Genomic DNA, 19,906 nt, shown 5'->3' with positions numbered 1-19,906 from the left:
CAAATCGGCCTTACGATGGATTTTAGGTATGAGCAAACCATGGACGTATCGATATGAGGTATTTACAATGGCACTAGACCCGATTATTGAAGGTTTTCTGCATGATCCACGAGTTTATCAAGCATTTCTTGACGCAGGTTGGTATCCTGAACGCAAGTTTGAGCTTACGCAGTGGCAACAGCAATATCTTGAATCTGGGTTTGTATGGCATCCAATTGTTGAAACTGTGCTGCGCTCATTCGGTGGGTTGACAGTCCATCCACCAGATGTAACGCCCCGCGCTTATGGGCCATCAAGGATTCTGTTTGATCCTGGTTTTGTTGATTTTGAGATTAACCATGAACACTTGCAGCCCTATGAAGACTTGCTTCAGAAGAGACTCTGGATCATTGGCGACGTAGGCGAAATGAGCGCACTATGTATTGATGAGGATGCAGGAATCTATACGCTTAATGGAATACATTTTCTTTACGAAGGTTCCATGTATACCGATGCTGCTGATGCATTAATCTTAGCAATTCGTTATCCAAAACTGTTGCGTGGACGGGTGTGGTGGCAACCTAATGGGGTTGATGGTGCAATGTCAGATGGGGCGATTAAACAAGCAGCACTCGTAGAAGCTCACTGGGCCAATCAAAAAATTCACTCTGAAAACCAAGCATTATAAGATTGAATTAATTCGATAAGCGTGCTATAGTGCTATTGGAGGCTGAATTATGACTGGCATTATTGAACTGATTGCCCAAACTACTGGCTGTTGTGCGCCTGCCAGCGCTGGCTTGAACGAAACTGAAGCCGAGGCGATTAGCGCCGATTTTCAGGTGTTCGCGCATCCGGTGCGGGTGCAATTGCTGACGCTGCTAACCAACTCAACTGAGGACGTTTGCGTCTGCGATCTGGAGGCAGCGGTCGCGGTCAAGCAGCCAACTGTCTCGTATCATCTTAAGTTGTTGCGCGAGGCCGGCTTGGTCAGTTGCGAACGACGTGGCCCGTGGGCCTATTATCGGGTTGAACGCGAACGCCTTGCCAGCCTCAAAGCCCGGATCAACCGCCACTTGGATACCTGGAATCGCTAGCCTTGGGCTAGCTTTTTTTTGGCTTTTGAATTGAATTTTTTCAATAGGATGGCCTATGCAACTTGAACTAATCGCTTCAGATCAACAATCAACATTCGAGCATTTATTGAACACAGTCGGCTTGGGTAACGAAGGTTTAGCCACGGCCCAGGCCTATGGCTGGTGGCAAAACGCCAATCTACAAGCTGGTGGCGCACTTGAAATCTACGGCGAGCTTGGCTTATTACGCTCGGTCGCAGTTAGGCCAGATCAACAAAACCAAGGCTTGGGCGCGGCTTTGTTGGATGCTTTGGAGCAACAGGCCCAACAACTTGGCTTGCAAACACTCTATCTTTTGACCGCCAGCGCCGCCAAATTTTTTGCTGCCCACGGCTACCAGCCAATCGAGCGAGCCGAGGCTGATTCGCGCCTGCATGCCTCGGTGCAGTGGGGCAGCATTTGCAGCAGCGCAACTTTGATGGTTAAACATCTAGCCTAATTTTTTTGCTAGCAAGATTGAATTTTTTCAATGGAGGAGTGAATCATGAACGATCAATCGATTAAAGCCAGCGTCCAAGCCTATTATGGTGAATGGGCCGAGCACGTGCAGCAGGAACAGCCAAAAACTAGTTGTTGCAGCAGCCATGATATTTCGCTAAGCAGCACGCTCTACCGTGATACAGCAACCGCCGATTTGCCTACGACTGCGGTCAACAGCACCCGTGGTTGTGGCAATCCGGTTGTACGAGCCGCCTTACAACCAGGTCAGGTCGTGCTTGATCTTGGCTCTGGCGGCGGTTTGGATGTGTTGCTTGCAGCCAAACAAGTTGGGCCAAGCGGCTTCGTCTATGGAGTTGATATGACCGATGCAATGCTTGATTTGGCTCGCCAGAATGCCCATAAAGCCCAGATTGAGAATGTGGCTTTTTTGAAGGGCGACATTGAGCAACTGCCACTTGAGAATGAGCAAGTCGATGTGATTATCTCCAATTGCGTAATCAATCTCGCTCCCGATAAGGGAATGGCCTTGCGCGAGGCCTATCGTGTGCTCAAAGTTGGCGGCTATATGGCAATCTCGGATATTGTGATCGATGGGAGTTTGGCTGATTTTCCCTTGCCTGAAGCCAATTTACGCGCAGCCATGAACTGGGCTGGTTGTGTTGCCGGTGCGCCAACTCGTGAGCAATATCAACAATTCTTAGAGCAAGCAGGCTTTCAACAGATTAGTTTCGAGGTGACCCATCGCTATAGTTTAGCGGATATCGGCGGCAAGTTGCCTGAGGAATTGGCAGGATTAAGCGATCTGCAAGGCCAGCAATTGGCTGAACGCTTTACATCGTGCTTGATTCGGGCACACAAACAGGCCTAAAATAGAAAGACGCATTGCAACCCAATGCGTCTTGAATACTTATGGTTTACTGGCGAGCAGCCGCTTTTTGGTCGGCAATGCTCGGCAGGCTTTGCTCTTCATCCTCGCGGTTCATCCATTTGAAGAACGCGATGGTAATGGCAAGGATAAAAATCGAGCCACCAGGAATCCACATAATCAACGCGCCAATTTGTTGATCGGCAATCGCGCTGATGCCCCAAATTCGTGGCGCTAGCTCGTAGGTTGGGTACAACACACTATCAGCAAAGGTGATCAACGCGCCCAAAATCGTTGGGATAATTGAATTCACAAAGTAATAGAGCATTTGCACTGGATACGATGAGCGTAATTCGGGCAACGGAATCAGCGATGGTGCCCACAACAAAATTGCGCTACCCATCATCATTTGATGTTCGAGAATATGCACCAACTCGTTGCGCAAAGCCAAATCGTAGAATTGGGGAAAGTGCCAGCCATTGAAGGAAATATTAAAGGCACTAAACGCCACGATTGGGTTAACAGCAAAACGCAGAATGGTATAGACCCATGGCAATTGCACCAATGGCCGCAGCAGCCACTCAGGGATGCCAATTAACAACATGGGGGCACAAAACATGGTCAAAATCATATGTTGAACCATGTGCATCGTAAAAAGATAGCGATCAGCCCAAATGCCAATTGGTGACATGATCGACAAACCAAGGGCTAACAAGCCGCTTAAGAAGGCAACAGCCTTCCCGACTGGGAAGGCTGCTGGCCCGCCTAGGCGCTTGCGACCTGGGCCAACAGCCCAGAGATAGCCAACTGTTGCGGCGATTAAGCCAAAAAGCAGCGGCCAATCAAGCGTCCAGTCATTCATTTGTTTACCATAATTCTGGTTGGAACAGGGCAAAGAAGCCCAGCATCATCAACAGCACACACACAATTGGGAAGACAAACAGCGTCCCAAACATGCGGCGATCGCCTTTAAGGTGCATATAGAACATCATTACAATTGCGCCTTTGATTGTCATCAATCCAAGCAACAAGGCGACTTCTAATTGTTTGGCCATAATCTCAGCTTTGTTGATGATCGGCAGGGCAATTTCAATCCCTGTCATCACCAACAAGACAAAGAAAATGATCACATACAACTTAGCATGGCTGTGATGGGCTTCGTGTTCGGTTGGGGCGTGTTCATCATGACCGTGGGCCATTATGTACTCCTTGGATAAATAATGGTTAGATCAGATAGATCACCGTAAAGATCAAGACCCACACTAAGTCCACAAAGTGCCAGTACAAGCCGCCTAGCTCGACAGCCATATAATTGCCAGCATTGTAGCGCTCAGGGTGGCGAATTGCCGAAACCAATAATGATGTGAGCCAAACCACCCCAACTGCAACGTGGGTTCCGTGGAAGCCGGTTACAAAAAAGAAGGTCGAGCCAAACATCATATTTTTAATGGTTACATTATATTCGTGAACAATGTGATAGAACTCGTAAACTTGACCACCCAAGAAGACCAAACCACAGGCGATGGTTGCCCCCAACCAGAAGCGGAAGCGCTTTTGATTGTTGGTTTTAACCCCATCAAGCGCCAACACCATTGTCAAACTACTGGTCAACAAGATGAAGGCTAGAATTGAGGTCAGGACATTATCGCCAAACATATTACGAACGCCCTGAACATCAAGGTTGGCTTTGCTTGATGATGGTGCTACAACCCCACGCATTGAGAGGTGAGTAACAACCAAAGCTCCGAAGAAAAAGACTTCCGAGCCAAGGAACGTCCACATGCCTAGCTTGCGTAAATCGAGGCCACGCCCAGGATCATTTTTATCGATATCGCGCACGACTGCCTGTGCCATAGATTCTCCCAAATAACTGGGCTCGATGCCGATCATGGAATCGACACCGAGCAAGGTTGTTTACAGCACCGGATCTTGGGCAATTTCGCCGACCCAGCGGTTCATGCCAACGAAGGCAATTGCCAAGGCCACCAAGATCAATGGAATCCCAATCAATGGCGCAGAGGCGAGGTTGAGCATGCCATAGGCCAGCACAAACAAGCCAAACGAGAAGATGATTGGGGCAAACGATGGCGGTGGCAAGTGGGGATGGAAATCGTAATTGATCGTCATGCCCCGACCTTCGCCGCTATATTTGTTATCCCACAAGGGGCGACGGCTATGCACAATGTATTCCACATCGAAGTTGTGGGCTGGTGGTGGCGAGGTGGTCGCCCATTCCAGGGTTGCGGCATCCCATGGGTCGTTGCCCGCAGGAGCGCCTTTGCGCAAGCTGATGATAAAGTTGACGATAAAGACCAACGTGCCCAAGGCGATACAAAATGCCCCAATCGTTGAAAGCAAGTTGTAGAAATCCCAGCCTTGGTTTTGTTGATACGTCCAGACCCGCCGTGGCATACCTTGCAACCCAAGCATATGTTGCGGGAAGAAGGTCAAATTAAAGCCCAGCATCAAAATCCAGAAGTGCCATTTGCCGATGCGTTCGCTCATCATCTTGCCAGTAATTTTGGGGAACCAATAGTATGATGCACCAAACAAGGCAAAGACAGCGCCACCAAATAGCACATAGTGGAAGTGAGCAACCACAAAGTAGCTATCGGTAACTTGCAAGTCGAATGGTGCAGCCGCCAACGAAACCCCGGAAATCCCGCCGATCACGAACATGGCGATAAAGCCAAGGCTGAACAGCATTGGGGTTTTGAAGCGTAACTCACCGCGCCACAAGGTTGCTAGCCAGTTGAAGATTTTGACCCCAGTCGGAACTGAAATCAACATCGAAGCAGCAGCAAAGAAGGTGTCGGCAATCACGCCCAAGTTGGTGGCAAACATGTGGTGTGCCCACACGGTGAAGCCCAACACGCCGATTGCAACCCCAGAGTAGGCCACAAACTCGTAACCGAAAATTGGCTTGCGTGAGAAAACTGGCAACATTTCTGAAACCACACCGAATGCGGGCAGAATCATAATGTACACTTCGGGGTGACCGAAGAACCAGAACAAGTGTTGCCACAAAAGTGGGTCGCCACCAGCAGCAGGCAAGAAGAAGTTGGTACCAAAGTTGCGGTCGAAGAACAGCAAGGTGATCCCAACCGTGATGCTTGGCAAGGCAAAAATCAACAAGAATGAGGTAACGAAGCTCATCCAAACGAACAGAGGCATCCGATTAAAGCGCATGCCTGGTGCCCGTAGCCTGATAATCGTTACGATGATGTTGACCGAGCCAGCCAGCGAGGAAACCCCCAGCAGCTGCAAGCCCAGCACCCAATAATCCATCCCTCGGGTAACCGAGTAGGTGGTTGAGGTGAGTGGAGCATAAGCAAACCAGCCAGCATCGGGAGCACCGCCGCCGAACACAAAACTGGAATACATGACCACACCGCCGAACAACAAGAGCCAATAGCTCATGGCGTTCATCCGCGGGTAGGCCATATCGCCTGCGCCAATCATCAAGGGCACAAAATAGTTCATAAACCCAGCGTTGACAGGCATAATCGCCATAAACACCATGGTTGTGCCGTGCATCGTAAAGACTTGGTTATAAGCTTCGGGTGTCAGCAGCGTATTTTGGGGCGTACCAAGCTGCAAACGGATGAGCAACGCCTCAAGCCCACCGATCACAAAGAACAAAAAGGCAGTCACAGCATACATGATGCCAATTTTTTTATGATCGACAGTGGTGATCCATTCCAACCAACCCCGCCGTTGCTTAGCTGGGGCGTGATGGAGGGTACTTACGTCAGTTGCCATACGGCCCTCCTACTGCTGACCTTTAACACTGGTGCCAGGATTGAGGCTTTCCAGATAATCGACTAACTCAGTAATTTCTGCTTCGGTCAGGGTATCGGCCTTGATCGCGGTGGTCATAATGTTGCCACGTTTGACTGCATCAGGGTCGTCTAACCAGGCATAGAGATGTTCGCGGGTGTTATCGACGGTGCCAGCGGCAATCGTCATGCGGCCTCCGAAGTGGGTCAAATCGGGGCCAGTAATGCCAGCGGCGTTGGTGCCACGCACTACGTGACAACCGATACAATTTTTGGTAAACGATTCGGGCAAGCTGGTGTTAACCGCCACTTGGCTTTGCTCAGTTGACCATTTTTGGAAGTCGGCAGGGCTGGCCACAACCACACGCATTTTCATGTAGGCGTGTTGGCCACCACAATACTCGGCACATTGGCCCCAAAATACACCTGGTGCGCCATCGGCCACATCATCGGCTTTAAACCACAAGCCGCTCTCGCGATTGGGCATCACGTCGCGCTTACCAGCCAAACCAGGAATCCAGAAGTCGTGGATTACGTCAACCGAGGTCATTTTCACGTCGATATAGCTTCCTGATGGAATCCATAGCTCGTTGGCAGTGACCAAAGGCTTACCGCTCGCATCCTTAATATCAGGATACTGGAACTCCCACCACCACTGATGGCCAATCACCTTAACGTTTAAGGTATTGCCAGCGGCTTCGTCGGGCATAAACTCGATTTTGCGAATCGTGTCGAAGGTAAAGACGAAAATGACAATCGCAATAATTGCTGGCACGATTGTCCAAGCAATTTCAACCTTCGTATTGCCATGAATCTGTGTGGGAACCTGCGAACTATCCTTTTGCCGATACTTGATGATCGAAACGATCAACCAGGTTTGTACGATCAAAAAGACCACAACGCCCAACCAAAACAACAATTCCGAGAGATTGTAAATTGCGCGGGTGCTCTCGCTTGCTGGGTTCAGGGTCGTTTGAGGGGTCTTTTGACCGCACGCTGCCAGTACAACGCTTCCAAGCAACAGGGTTGCCGTAGGGCGCAGCAGAGCCTTGGCAGGCGAACGATTGGGCATCCATGCCTCCTTGCTAAGACCGTGTTCTCCAAATCGTCGTTGGCACCGCGAACATCCGCCACCAAGTCGAACGATTGGCCTTTCCAATACTACTAAATCAGAGTCAACTCCACTCAAACCGCCCACGCGCAATCTCGTGGTGGCATGAACTTGGAGTTGGGGGAGTTACTGGTTCGCTATCACCCCAATTGTACACTGTTATCGAAAACTCTCAAGTTGACATATGGCTGCGTACAGGCAGTGATTGATCGCTAAATGAGATAGTATCAAATCTTGTTGCTAGTGTCTAAATCTTTTGCTAGCAATTTTTAGCCAAATATTCATGGGAGGGATTATTGCATCGCACGAACACGCATTTTCAGCCACAGATTGGCACAGATTTTCACGATTATGTTCTCCCAGCCCAAAGCTCATAGCTAAACCTTGCATTCTCTTTGTTCTATACTCTTCTTTTGCCTTCTGCCTTCTGCCTTTTGACTTCTGGAACCCCTATGTTCTGTGTTCTATGTTCTATGTTCTTATTTTGCCTTTATCCATTAAACCACGGTTAAAAATAGTACTTTGGCACTATCTTCGTAGCTCTTGAAGTTCTACGGGCTTGCCTCTATGATTCAGGCATAATTCGTTCGTACCGAACTTGATATTTTTCCGGCGCATCATGGGGTTTGTCATGACAAACGTTGTTTTATCGTTGCCTGTTTTTCATGCAACCGAAGGGCTTGGCGCATTTCTCGGCGATCTGCGTTCATGGGTTTTTCGTTCAAAAAATCGGGCCGCCCGCCATTTTGGCTTGGCGCATACCACAATTATGCGCTATGAAAATGACCAAATTTTATGTCCGCTGGGCTATATCGCCGCCCTCGCGCAGTTGGTGATCGAGCAGTTGGATCTGCCGCCCTACCAGCGAGGGTTGGCTGAGCAGCAATTATTGGCCACGATTCAATATGCATTAACTGAGTATGCGATTGACCACACGCCGCTGGCAACCTGGCCTGCGTTAACCAATTTGGCCACAGCCTACTTGGCCGAAGTGCAGCAGCAAAAACAGGAGCAGGCTAAAACAGGCCCGTTGATGGGCGTTTTGCACGATTGGGGCGATGCGCCCGATGTACAGAATTTTGTCGGTCGCGAGGATGAAACTGCCACCTTAGTTAAGTGGTTGCAACTTGATCGTTGCCGTTTGGTGGCAATTATCGGGTTGGGTGGAATGGGCAAAACCAGCCTTGCCACCCGCGTTGCCCAACAAGCTCAAGATGATTTTAAGGTGATCGTCTGGCGTTCGCTGCAACAAGGCCAACAGGCCAATGATTTTCTGTTGGAATGTTTGCATCGAATTATGCCCAGTCCTAATTCGGCCTATCCGAGCCAATTTGAGCAACGCCTAAGTGTCTTGATCGATTATTTGCGTACCACTCGCTGCTTGTTAATTCTCGACAATATCGAGGCGATTTTGCAGCCGCAATATCCGGCTGGGCGCTATCGCGAGGGCTATGAGCAATATGCTCAACTGTTTCAAGCAATCAGCGAGCGTTCTCACGAAAGCTGTTTGATTCTGACCAGTCGCGAAAAACCCTATGAATTCAATCGACTCGAAGGTGTGCACACCCGTTCGATGGTTTTGACGGGACTCATGCGCGATGATGCCCAAATGTTGCTCGATAATCAGGCGTTATATGGCACACCGCAACTGTGGCAGGAACTCATCAAGCACTATACTGGCAATCCCTTGGCCTTAAAATTGGTTGCTCAAGTGATCAAAACCATGTTTTTTGGCCAAATTGCTGAATTTTTGCAGCACGAAGAATTAATTTTTGGCGATGTACGCACAATTTTGGCTCAGCAATTCGAACGTTTATCCGACCAAGAGCAAGAATTATTGTATTGGCTCGCAATCGAACGCCACACGGTCAAATTGGCCGAGCTTAAGCATGATTTGGTGCGTTCAAAATATCAACATATGCTACTCGAAACCCTTGAATCGTTGCTGCGCCGTTCGTTGGTGGAGCGGCATCAAGATGGGTTTATGTTGCATAATGTGGTGCTCGAATATACAACCGACCGTTTGATCGACCAAATTGCCCAAGAATTAATTGATGGCACGCAGGGTTTGCTCTATCGCCATGCCTTGATCAAAGCCAACAGCCTGGATAGCATTCGCGAGCATCAAAGTCGGGCAATTTTACGGCCATTGTTACACCGGATTTTCGTTGAGCTTGGTCAAGAGCGTTTGCTAGCAAGCCTGCGCCAATTATTGCAAACCATGCAGCCCTTGAGCGCCTTGGAAATGGGCTATGCGCCAGGCAATATTTTTAATTTATTGGTTGAACTCAAGGCCGATTTGAGCCAATTTGATTTTCGGCATAAACCGCTGTGGCACGCCAACCTGCGTGGTCTTGCTCCCAAACAGCTTGATTTGAGCCATAGCGACCTTTCGCGCAGTGTGTTTAGCGAACAGTTTGGCGCGTTGATTGCCCTCGCCCGCGATCCGGCTGATCGTTTTTTGGCCGCCGCAACCGCTGATGATCAATTGATTGTTTGGCAAAACTTAGACCTGAAAAAACTTTGGCAAGTACCCAGCAACCACGATGGCATTCGGGCAATCTGTTTTAGTGGCGATGGGCGCTATCTGATTAGCGCTGGCAACGATGGGATCATTCGGCAATGGGAGACCAGTCAAGGCCAAAATCCGCGTATTTTAGCAGGCCATACGCGACCAGTAATTGGCGTGGCGATTGCGCCCCAAAGCCAACAATTAATCAGCGCTAGCCTTGATGGCGAGGTTCGCCTGTGGGATCGGCTCAGCGGCAAGTGTTTGCATAATTTTAATGCGCATGTCGATGGCCTAAGTAGCATCGGGCTAAGTGCCAATGGTCAATACTTAGCAACGGCAGGGCTTGATCGCCAGATTAAACTTTGGCATGGGCCACAGTTAAGCTATCAAAGCACCATCACGACCCATCACGAGCCAATCGAAATTCTAGCGTTTAGCCCTAATCCAACGATTTTAGCGGGCACTGGGCTAGATGGCGATGTCTACTTGTGGGATTTACAAACCAATCAGTTAATCACCAGTTTGCCCAACGAAGATCGCGTGTTTGATCTGCAATTTAGCCCGGATGGAGCTAATCTCGCTACCGCTGGGCTTGATCAATGTATTCGGATCTGGCAGGTAGAAACTGCTCACCTGACGCATATGCTCTACGGCCATGCCCATTGGGTAAGGGCTTTGCACTACAATCGCGATGGTTCGCGGCTCTACTCGGTCAGTAGCGATCAAAGTTTGCGCATCTGGGAACAAGCTAGTGGCCGCTTGCTGCATACACTCCAAGGCTATCGCGGTGGCGTGCGCAGTTTGGCGCTGAGCAACAACGCTGATTTATTATTTAACGCTGGTGAGGCTCAAGCCGTCACATTATGGCAACTAGCTGAGCCATTCTATCGCCTGAACTTACCACAAGCAACCAACAATGGTCGTGAATTGGCCTATCATCAAGCCAGCCAACTACTGGCAATCAGCCAAGAGCAAGTAATTCAACTCTGGGATTGCCAACGCTTGCAATTGGCAATGATGTTAACTGGTCACCAAGCTTTGATTCGGGCGATCGCCTTTCGACCTGATGGCAGTATGTTGGCAAGTTGCAGCGAAGATCATACCGTTCATGTTTGGTCGATGCCTCATGGCCAGATTGTCCAGGTCTTTGGCTGTCACGATGATTTAGTTACCACCCTCGCTTGGAGCCAGAACGGGAGTTTATTGGCAACTGGCAGCGCTGATCGCACGATTCGGATTTGGGGTGTAGCTGAACATAGTTGTTTAAGCTTGTTGGCGGGGCATAGTGCCGGCATTATCAGCCTAGCCTTCAGCCCTGATCAACGCCATTTGGTCAGTGCTGGAGCTGATCAACAGGTACGTATTTGGGATCTGAGCAACCAATGCTATGAAATCGTGCTCTTGCATAAACCTGGCTTGCTCAAAGCGGTGCAATGGTCGGCTGATGGGCGCTGGATTGTGATTGCGGCTGGCTCGCTAGCCCTGATTTGGGATTGGCAAAACCAACAATTGGTTCAACGGTTTGAGCATCAAGCAGCCGTCGATAGCATCTGTCTCAGCAGCGATGGCCAAATGTTGATTACTGGCGACCAACAAGGGGCCATCGCCATCTGGCAACTTGCAAGTGGCAAATTGCTCAAAAAGCTGCACAGCGATCGCCCCTATCAAGGGCTAATCATCAACCAAGCCACTGGTTTAAATGCAGCCGAGCAGGCCAGCTTGCTCAATTTAGGGGCATTGATCAATTAAACGCTCACTCCAAAACCTTGGCATTAACCACGAAATGAAGGCGAACAAGGGATCAGGAGTTAGCGCAAGGCAACTACGAAGGGGAAAATTGTATTTCCCTCATGCGCATCAAGCTTATTGTTCATGCTGCCGTTAATGCCCGTAAACGCTGGGCCGTGGTCGGTGGCTGATGCCGCTTGTTCGTCGTCGCCCAGCGCTGAATCAAGGCTGCGAGCCGTGTCAGCACCCGCAAAAACTGCGGCGGATCAGCCTGCGTGCTGGCCAGTTCCCCCGCCATCCCCGCGACAATCGGCGCGGCTTTGAATAAACTCCGCTCCGGGTCATGCCAACTGCTCGCGGCCAGCAGCCATTGCTGGAACACCAGCCCAATCAATTTGGCATAGATTTCACACAGCACCCGTGCCGGATTGGCCGTGCGCCAGTCATCAAGGCGGGCATGGCTTTTCCACAGCTTAAACAGCAGTTCAATCTGCCAGCGTACCCGCACCAACGCCCAGATCTCGGTCGGACTGAGCAGCGTGCGCGGCGCATTCGTGATGACCACATTCCAGTCTGCGAGCGCCAAGGCCGCCGCCGATGGCATGCGATGTTGGTGCTGGGCATGCTGGCGAATGCGTGCCCGCCGCTGATCGGCAACCGCCTGCGTCACCCGCGTGACGATCAAACGACCATGGACGTGCCGCTCCTTGCCAACGACGATCGCGCAATCCCACGTGGTTACCGGACCAAGCTCGCGGATAAACGTGGCCAACGGCTGCGCGGCGTGCCCCGGATAGGCCACGACGGCGTTGCTGGGCAGGCGGGTGATCCAGAAGACCTCGTGCTGATCGTGCTGGCGTAAGCGCTCCAGATGGTAAAACCCGCGATCGGCGAGCAGTAAACTCCCCGGCGGCAGATCCTGCTGCTGGAGCGGGAGCGCCCGATCCGCAGCCCGTCCGTTGACCAGATCGAGTGCCGTGATCGTACCCGTCAGGACATCGAGTTGCACGCCACATTTGAGCGTGGCTCCGCCACCCGTCGTTGCATTCCCACAGCCGCGCCACGTGCTGGTCAGGGCATCGGGCAAGCCAATGGATGTGCTGTCATGGACGCGCACGCTGGCGAAGCGCTGAAGGATGGGCAGGGCCACGGGATTGGCGGCGATGACGGGCTGGATGCTGGCAAGGACGAGCTGGCGGAGCAGGTCAGCAGTGGCCAGCGTAAAGCGTTGATCAATCGCTTGGGGTGAGACATCGACCCCGATCCGCCCGGCCATCTGGGCCAGCTGCTCAACGGTGGCCATCGGTTGGGCGAGCCACCCATAGACGAGGGTTTGAACGAGCGTACTTGGGGTAAACTTGGCACGGTCAGGGCGTTTGACATACTGCTGAGCGGCAGCAATTGCCTCGGTCGTGGTGCTCAACAGGGTGTGCATGGCATCGCGGATCTGCGGTATGATGTCCATCGGATGCTCCTCGGATTCATGGTGTGTTGCAATGTCATGATGCCAGAAGAGCGTCCTTTCCATTTAAGCTTGATGCGCATGGGGAAAATTGTATTTCCCTCCAGCAGAGGAATGAAAGGATGGGCAAATAAATCAATCCAGCAAATTCTGGTACAATCGGCGGCGTTGCAAAAAATGAACCAAATTCATGAAAGGAACCAGCAATGCCGGATTATCTCTACGATCTCGAAGCTCAAGAGCTTGCCAACGGCGATTGGGCTTTGGTGATTCATTGCGAGGCGGCCTATGCCCAAACGGTCAATATTGCCACGCCCAATTTTGCGATTGAACGGCGTTTCGATGCAACTGGCTATGCCGCAGTGACAATTCCACGCCAGCTATTTAATGGCATTAACGCCAGCGATTTACAGATTCACATTCAGACCAAAATCAATGTGTGATCGTTTTTGACACAACCAAATGCTATCATTTGGCTAGGTTAACAAACTCAATGAAACGCCCAAATCAACATAATCACGCTTGCGATTTAGCTTAAATGTAGTATAATTAGCACAGATGTTTCATCACAGACACAGTACGTTTGAACCAGTAGAAAGCTTTGGTGATAGCCATGAACAATCGCGCAATTGCCCAAATTCTGTTTAACATTGCCACGCTGCTGAAGCGCCAAAACGCCAATCCCTATCGGGTGCGGCGCTATCGCGAAGTAGCCCGCGCAATTCTCCGCCTGCGCCATTCCCTCACCGAACGCGCCTTAGCTGGCAAAGCCTTAGGCATCAACAAGCTTGGGGCCAGCCTCACGCGCAAAATCACTGTGCTAGCCGCCCAAGGCCAGCTCGATTTTTACGACGATTTGTGTGCCTTGCTGCCACCCAGCCAACAACGCTTGCTGAAAATTGCGGGCATTGGGCCAATTTTGGCCGAACGCATTAGCCAAGAGCTAGGCGATGTCGAGCTGGCAACCTTGCTGCGTGAAGCTGCCTACCAACGCTTGACCGCGATCTGGGGGGTTGGGCCACAACGCGCCGATCTGATCGTCTCGAATATGTTTCCCGATGATCCGCCACCGCCAGCCAATGCTGCTCACAGCGCCCGCAAAAGCAACGTCATCTATACCCAACCAACTTTATGGGAGTATGGGCAAAAAGCCGCCTAGGAGGATGCATGACCCGACCTGCCACCCAAGCCGAGCAGCCAGAGCAAGAACAATGGCTGCTCGACGAGGCAAGTTTGCTCGATGCAAGCCTGCTTGATGAACCCGACGAGGATTTACCAGAAGTTGATGTCCGTTTACAAGGCGGATTCAAAGCCAAATTGCAATTCGCCCCGCGTCCCTATCAAACCGAGGCCGTCGCTGCTTGGACAGCCAACGAAGGACGTGGGGTGATTGTGCTACCAACTGGAGCAGGCAAAACGATTACAGCGATGTTGGCAATTGCCAAGCTTGGGCTGCGCACGCTGATTGTCGTGCCAACCATCGAATTGCTCTATCAATGGCGCGATACCGTGGTCCAAACCCTCGCGCTCGATCCAACATTGGTCGGCGTGGTCGGCGATGGCCAGCGTGAATGGCGACCAATCACCGTAATCACCTATGCTTCGGCGGCCATGCCCGATGCGCCACTTGAAAATTTGGGCTTGCTGATTTGTGATGAAGTGCATCATTTGCCTTCACCAGCCTATAGCACGATTGCCCTACGCAGCCGCACGCCCTATCGCTTGGGCTTAACCGCCACGCCCGAACGCAGCGATGGCTCGCATACCGCTCTTGATCGCTTAGTCGGCAAAGTGGTTTATCAACGTGCGCCAGCCGATTTAGCCGAAGAAGGCCATATCGCCAAGTTTCGCGAAAAACGCATTTTGGTTGATCTAACTGCCGAAGAGTTAGTGCGCTACGAAACTTTGATGACAACATGGCGCTGGTTTTTGGCCAAACATCGGCATAAATTGGCTAGTGGGGGCGATTTCTTCGGCGAACTCATTCGCCGCTCTGGCAGCGATCCCCAAGCTCGCAATGCACTCCAAGCCCAGCATCAAGCCCGAATGATTGCGCTCAATGCCGAGAAAAAGCTTGAGCATGTTGGCCAACTACTCAGCCAACATCCCAAGGATAAAATCATCATCTTTTCCGAATACAACGCCTTGGTCAATACGATCAGTCGTCAGTTTGCCATACCCAGCATTACCTATCGCACGGCGGCTGATGAACGTAAATCGATTTTGGATGGCTTTCGGTCTGGACGCTATTCTAAGTTGGTCACGGGGCGGGTGCTGAACGAGGGCGTTGATGTACCCGATGCCAATGTCGCGATTGTGGTCAGTGGTTCAGCCACGGCCCGCGAATATATTCAGCGTTTAGGGCGGGTGCTGCGCAAAAAGCCCGATGAAGCCTTGCTTTACGAGTTGGTCACGCGCAATACCAGCGAAGTTCAAACTGCCCGCCGCCGTAAAAAAGCCGTGGCCGCCCATAATCAGCAGGCGAAGTAGAACAAAGAGCATTGAACATAGAACATAACGCTTGGCATAAACCTAGGTGTTGAGCATAACAGCATAATCAAAACAATCTGTGTAATCTGTGGCTAAAAACGTATCTTCGTGCGCTTCGTGTCCTTCGTGGATCATTCGCTGAATCTTTAGAGTATCGGAATCATTATGTCATTTACACCAGCCGATTTCAAATATACGAGCCGCAGCGGTGAGCTTGGCCGTCAACTCTATCCGCATCAATTGCGTGATGATCGCTATTTGGCAGCGATTGATTATGCGATTGGCTATTATGAGCAGATGCTTGGCCGTGCGCGGCGTGAATTTGAAGCCGCCACCTTGCTGGAGTTTTTTGGCGATCCCAAGTTGGCACGCGGCTTAGTAGCCTGTTTAAGCCAAACCTATCGCTGGCATCAGCCGCAATTGGCCGAAGTGCTCGATCAAACAACGTGCGCCCAATTGGTTGAACGCGGCTTACGCAATTCAGCCGATTTTCGGGCCTTGCTATATGCCCATGCCAATCAAACCCATGGCTTCATTTTGCCAAGCGAACGTTGGCCTGCGGTAAGCCAACTAGCCGCTGAATTAGGATTAACACCCAGCCAATTTGAGCGGTTGCTCTACCTTGATGATGAGCAAGAGGCCTTGTTGGTGCGCAGCGCCGAACGCCCAGAACCAAGCGCGATCGTGGCTTTATACAATTTTCATTCGCTCGAAACTGGCTTGCGCAACTGTCGTTCGTTACAACTACGGCTTGATGGCGATATTAATGCTTTGGCCGTTTCAGCCCATAATTTAGCCCAACGCTATAACCTGCGCTACGAATTAAGCGAACCAGAAGACTGCATGGCGACATTTGTAACTCTGACTTTACATGGAGCCAAAGATGCCCTGGGCAATTGGACGCGCACAGGCCGCCGAATTGCCCGTTGTGCCTTGCGTTTACTGGCGGCGCATCCCAATGCGGCCAGCGAAGGCCTGATTCAGGTGCATATGCAGGGTAAAAATAGCCTAATCAAACTGGCCAAGCGCGAGTTGACGGTGCTTGGTGGCACTGCTCGTCAGCAACCAGACAATCTCGGCGATAGCTGGGAAACCACGCTTGAACAGCAATTTAGCCAAGCCTGGAGCCGCTTGGTTAGCAAAGGCCAAAATGCAGGCTGGCGAATTCGGCGTGATCCTGTGCCATTTAGTTTGGCTCATCGGCTACTTGTGCCCGATTTCATTGCCCAACGCGGTAGCGAACGCATTCCGATCTTTGTGCCTGCGACCGAAGCGATGGCAGCGAGTTTGGCGCAACGCTTGGTTGGTCAACCAAAGGTTTTGGTTGTGATTGCCAAGAGCTATCAAAACCTCTTGCGCAATTGCCAGATTGCCAAAGTAATCTATCAAACCACGCCTGATATGCTGATGGTGCTCGCCCAACTCGAACAACTTGCTCCAGTTCAAGCCCCATTAGATCGCTGGAGTCGCCTAGCATTGCGCTTCGATCAAGCAGGATTTGTAGCCGAAACCGAGCTTTTAGAAATTTTGGAATGCCGTAATCCTGTTGAAATTGGCTTAGCGCTGCGTGGTTGGCGCGAAGGCACAGCCCAGTACGTACCCAATCTTGGCCTATTTACGCCGCAAAAACTGCGTGAATTAGGTAGTATGCTTGGCAAAGCCGCCTAGGAATCCCCCTCACCCCAACCACTCTCCCACTGCGGGAGAGCTTTCAAGGGTAGGTTTCTGCTGCGAACCACAGATAGGCTGGTTCATCGGTGGATGGATGACGACCCTAATTGTGCTTGAGGGGGTGCAGGGGGATTAAAGCCCCATGCGTCTCCCGCCTTGAGGCGGGACGGAAGGGTGGTGATCACAATAAATCTACAAATACCCTAATAACCCGTAAACTCTAAAAATAATGAGGATTTATGCTGGCAATCAAACCATTTATCGGCCAACATTGTGAAACGACCACCACTGGAACCTTGCTCTATCAACAAGGCATCGAGCTTTCTGAGCCGTTGCTGTTTGGACTGGGCGAAGGCCTAAGTTTCATCTTTTGGCACATGAAATCAATGCCGATGCCCTTTATCGGCGGACGAGTCAAGCCTGATCAACTAACCGAAACCCTTGCCAAACGACTCAACCTCAAGCTTGAACGCCAAGAAACCAGCTCGCCAGCCAAAGCTTGGGCGATCGTCAAAAATGGGCTTGATCAAGGCCAGGTCGTTGGCTTGAAACTCGATTGCTTCTATCTCGAATATTTTAGCAATCCAATTCATTTTGCTGGCCATTATGTGGCGATCTACGGCTATGATCACGATCAAGCTTATTTAGTTGATACCCAGCAACAGGGTAGCACGGTGCAAACATCGTTAGAAAGTTTGGCCCAAGCGCGGGCAGCCAAAGGCTCGATGGCCTCAAAAAGCATGGCTTATACCCTAAAACCCCAGGGCAGTTATGATTTGGCTCAAGCAGTGCGTCAAGCAATCATCAATAATGCCCAAGCGTATCTCAACCCGCCAATTACCAACGTAAGCTACAAAGGCATTCGTAAAGCGAGCGCCGCCTTACAGCCATGGTTTGAATCAAGCGCCAATATTGAGTATGATTTTTGCACCACAGCCCTGTTGATGGAACGAGCCGGAACGGGCGGCTCGCTGTTTCGCAAGCTGTATCGTGATTTTTTGGCCGAGGCCAGCACAATCATCGTTGCCTCACAGTTACGTCAAGCTGAATCAAGCTTCACCACGATTAGCGAGAACTGGCATGAAGTTGCAAATTTGCTCGATCAAGCGGGCAAACAGCACAATCTTGGGGCAATTCAACAGGCTAGTCGGCTGATGAACCAAATCGCCGAACAAGAATATACAGCGATGCAACACCTAGCAACGCTATAACAGCTTGCATAATCAGCCATGATCGGGCACAATCAGCGGGAGATTGTGCTGTTGCCTCGGAGTTGCTATGAAATATACTGCCACGATTGGGCTAGAAGTGCATGCCCAAATTCTTACCAAATCGAAAATGTTCAGCGGTTGTAACGCGGCCTATGCCAGCGCTCCCGCCAATAGCTGTATCGATGAAGTCAGCATTGGCCTACCTGGCACCTTGCCAGTGGTCAATCAAGAAGCAATTCGCAAAGCTGCGCTGCTTGGTTTGGCGCTCAATTGCGAAATCCCTGAGTATTGCGAGTTTTCGCGTAAATCGTATACCTACCCCGATTTGCCCAAGGCTTGGCAAATTACTATGTACGATAAGCCAATTTGTATCAATGGTGAGCTAGAAATTACCCTTGGCAATGGCGAAACCAAGCGGGTTGGCATCACCCGTGCCCACCTCGAAGAAGATACGGGCATGTTGCAACATGGCGATGAAACTCATTCGCTGGTCGATTACAATCGCTCTGGCGTGCCATTGCTCGAAATTGTCAGCGAACCAGATATGACCACGCCCGAAGAAGCCCGCTTGTATGCTACCAAATTACGCCAAATTTTGGTCTTTTTGGGGGTCAACAGCGGCAACCTCGAAGAAGGCGCATTACGGGTTGATGCCAACGTTTCAATTCGGCCTGAAGGCCAAAAGGAATTTGGCACCAAGGTCGAGATCAAAAATATGAACTCGTTCCGCAACCTTGAGCGGGCTTTGGTTTACGAATTGGAACGCCAAGAAAAGCTGATTCGCGCCGGCGGCACGGTTATTCAAGAAACTCGTGGTTGGGACGATGCCGCAGGGATCACCTTGAGCCAACGCTCCAAGGAACACGCCCACGACTATCGCTACTTCCCCGAGCCAGATTTGCCGCCGCTGGAATTGAGCCGCGAATGGGTCGCCGAGCGTCGCGCTGAGTTGCCCGAACTGCCTGATGCTAAATTTGCCCGCTATCTCAGCGAATTTGGCTTATCCAAGCAGGATGCCGCCTTGTTGAGCGGCGAACGCGAAACCGCCGATTATTTCGAAGCGGTTGTTGCCGCTGCTGGCGCTGCCAACGCCAAGCCAGTCGCCAACTGGATCACTGGCGAGTTATTCCGTTTGATCAAAGATGGCGATGAAACGCTCAGTGCTGTGGCAACACGAGTTACGCCTGCCAACCTCACCAGCTTGATCGACGTGGTTGCTAAAGGCGAAATCGGCAGCACCGTCGCCAAGCAAGTCTTTGAGGAAATGTATCGGACTGGCGAAACCCCAACTGCGATCATCAACGCCAAAGGCTTGCGCCAAATTAGCGATAGCAGCGTTTTGGTCGAAGCTGCCCGCGAGGCGATCGCCGCTAATCCCAAAGTGGTTGCTGATTACAAGAGTGGCAAATTGCCAGCGATCAAGTTCTTGGTTGGTCAGGTGATGCGGGCAACCAAAGGCCAAGCCAACCCGCAAGTCGTCGAAGAAGCGCTTAAAACCGAGCTTGATGCCACAAATTAATC

Annotated in this window: 17 protein-coding genes; 11 read left to right on the top strand and 6 right to left on the bottom strand. The window is 51.0% G+C overall.

Annotated elements, in window-relative coordinates; translation table 11 throughout:
* Positions 1 to 28: 28 nt before the first annotated feature.
* Genes LCH85_16160 through arsM form a run of 4 tightly spaced genes read left to right on the top strand, consistent with a single transcriptional unit; the run spans position 29 to position 2,424 of the window.
* Entirely contained in the window at positions 29 to 667 is a 639-nt protein-coding gene (locus LCH85_16160) for an SUKH-3 domain-containing protein (protein MCA0353528.1), read from the top strand.
* A 49-nt stretch (positions 668 to 716) separates the two neighbouring features.
* On the top strand, positions 717 to 1,076 hold the full coding sequence (locus LCH85_16155; GenBank protein MCA0353527.1) for a metalloregulator ArsR/SmtB family transcription factor: 360 nt from the start codon (positions 717 to 719) through the stop codon (positions 1,074 to 1,076).
* A 55-nt stretch (positions 1,077 to 1,131) separates the two neighbouring features.
* Entirely contained in the window at positions 1,132 to 1,554 is a 423-nt protein-coding gene (locus LCH85_16150; GenBank protein MCA0353526.1) for a GNAT family N-acetyltransferase, read from the top strand.
* 45 nt (positions 1,555 to 1,599) lie between these two features.
* A complete protein-coding gene (gene arsM / locus LCH85_16145) occupies positions 1,600 to 2,424 on the top strand; it encodes an arsenite methyltransferase (protein ID MCA0353525.1) in 825 nt (274 codons plus the stop codon).
* A gap of 46 nt (positions 2,425 to 2,470) precedes the next feature.
* Here the strand turns inward: arsM and LCH85_16140 are convergent, their stop codons facing one another.
* Genes LCH85_16140 through coxB form a run of 5 tightly spaced genes read right to left on the bottom strand, consistent with a single transcriptional unit; the run spans position 2,471 to position 7,272 of the window.
* Positions 2,471 to 3,283, bottom strand: a complete 813-nt coding sequence (locus LCH85_16140) for a cytochrome c oxidase assembly protein (protein MCA0353524.1) — start codon at positions 3,281 to 3,283, stop codon at positions 2,471 to 2,473.
* A gap of 4 nt (positions 3,284 to 3,287) precedes the next feature.
* Positions 3,288 to 3,620 (bottom strand): cytochrome C oxidase subunit IV family protein, encoded by a 333-nt coding sequence (locus LCH85_16135; GenBank protein ID MCA0353523.1) that lies wholly within the window; start codon positions 3,618 to 3,620, stop codon positions 3,288 to 3,290.
* A 25-nt stretch (positions 3,621 to 3,645) separates the two neighbouring features.
* Positions 3,646 to 4,275 (bottom strand): cytochrome c oxidase subunit 3, encoded by a 630-nt coding sequence (locus LCH85_16130; protein MCA0353522.1) that lies wholly within the window; start codon positions 4,273 to 4,275, stop codon positions 3,646 to 3,648.
* Positions 4,276 to 4,335: 60 nt separating this feature from the next.
* Complete coding sequence (gene ctaD / locus LCH85_16125) at positions 4,336 to 6,183, bottom strand: cytochrome c oxidase subunit I (protein ID MCA0353521.1); 1,848 nt, start codon at positions 6,181 to 6,183, stop codon at positions 4,336 to 4,338.
* Between the two features lie 9 nt (positions 6,184 to 6,192).
* Positions 6,193 to 7,272, bottom strand: coding sequence for a cytochrome c oxidase subunit II (gene coxB, locus LCH85_16120; protein ID MCA0353520.1), 1,080 nt, complete (start codon positions 7,270 to 7,272; stop codon positions 6,193 to 6,195).
* A gap of 670 nt (positions 7,273 to 7,942) precedes the next feature.
* Here coxB and LCH85_16115 point away from each other — a divergent pair.
* Complete coding sequence (locus LCH85_16115) at positions 7,943 to 11,572, top strand: NACHT domain-containing protein (GenBank protein MCA0353519.1); 3,630 nt, start codon at positions 7,943 to 7,945, stop codon at positions 11,570 to 11,572.
* Between the two features lie 121 nt (positions 11,573 to 11,693).
* Here the strand turns inward: LCH85_16115 and LCH85_16110 are convergent, their stop codons facing one another.
* Complete coding sequence (locus LCH85_16110; GenBank protein ID MCA0353518.1) at positions 11,694 to 13,016, bottom strand: IS4 family transposase; 1,323 nt, start codon at positions 13,014 to 13,016, stop codon at positions 11,694 to 11,696.
* A 203-nt stretch (positions 13,017 to 13,219) separates the two neighbouring features.
* Here LCH85_16110 and LCH85_16105 point away from each other — a divergent pair, with 203 nt between their 5' ends.
* The 6 genes from LCH85_16105 to gatB all read left to right on the top strand — a co-directional run bounded on the left by LCH85_16105 (position 13,220) and on the right by gatB (position 19,904).
* Positions 13,220 to 13,456, top strand: a complete 237-nt coding sequence (locus LCH85_16105) for a hypothetical protein (GenBank protein MCA0353517.1) — start codon at positions 13,220 to 13,222, stop codon at positions 13,454 to 13,456.
* Positions 13,457 to 13,626: 170 nt separating this feature from the next.
* A complete protein-coding gene (locus tag LCH85_16100) occupies positions 13,627 to 14,172 on the top strand; it encodes a hypothetical protein (GenBank protein ID MCA0353516.1) in 546 nt (181 codons plus the stop codon).
* Between the two features lie 8 nt (positions 14,173 to 14,180).
* Positions 14,181 to 15,503 carry a DEAD/DEAH box helicase gene (locus LCH85_16095; protein MCA0353515.1) on the top strand — a complete coding sequence of 441 codons (1,323 nt, stop codon included), beginning with the start codon at positions 14,181 to 14,183 and terminating at the stop codon, positions 15,501 to 15,503.
* 165 nt (positions 15,504 to 15,668) lie between these two features.
* A complete protein-coding gene (locus LCH85_16090) occupies positions 15,669 to 17,171 on the top strand; it encodes a DUF790 family protein (protein MCA0353514.1) in 1,503 nt (500 codons plus the stop codon).
* A 242-nt stretch (positions 17,172 to 17,413) separates the two neighbouring features.
* Complete coding sequence (locus tag LCH85_16085; protein MCA0353513.1) at positions 17,414 to 18,385, top strand: BtrH N-terminal domain-containing protein; 972 nt, start codon at positions 17,414 to 17,416, stop codon at positions 18,383 to 18,385.
* 67 nt (positions 18,386 to 18,452) lie between these two features.
* Positions 18,453 to 19,904: an Asp-tRNA(Asn)/Glu-tRNA(Gln) amidotransferase subunit GatB gene (gene gatB / locus LCH85_16080; protein MCA0353512.1), complete on the top strand. Its 1,452-nt coding sequence runs from the start codon at positions 18,453 to 18,455 to the stop codon at positions 19,902 to 19,904.
* Positions 19,905 to 19,906 lie beyond the last annotated feature (2 nt).

It is taken from the genome of Chloroflexota bacterium (assembly GCA_020161265.1).
In the GTDB taxonomy this organism is placed as follows: domain Bacteria; phylum Chloroflexota; class Chloroflexia; order Chloroflexales; family Herpetosiphonaceae; genus Herpetosiphon.
This window is presented reverse-complemented; position numbering and strand designations above follow the sequence as displayed.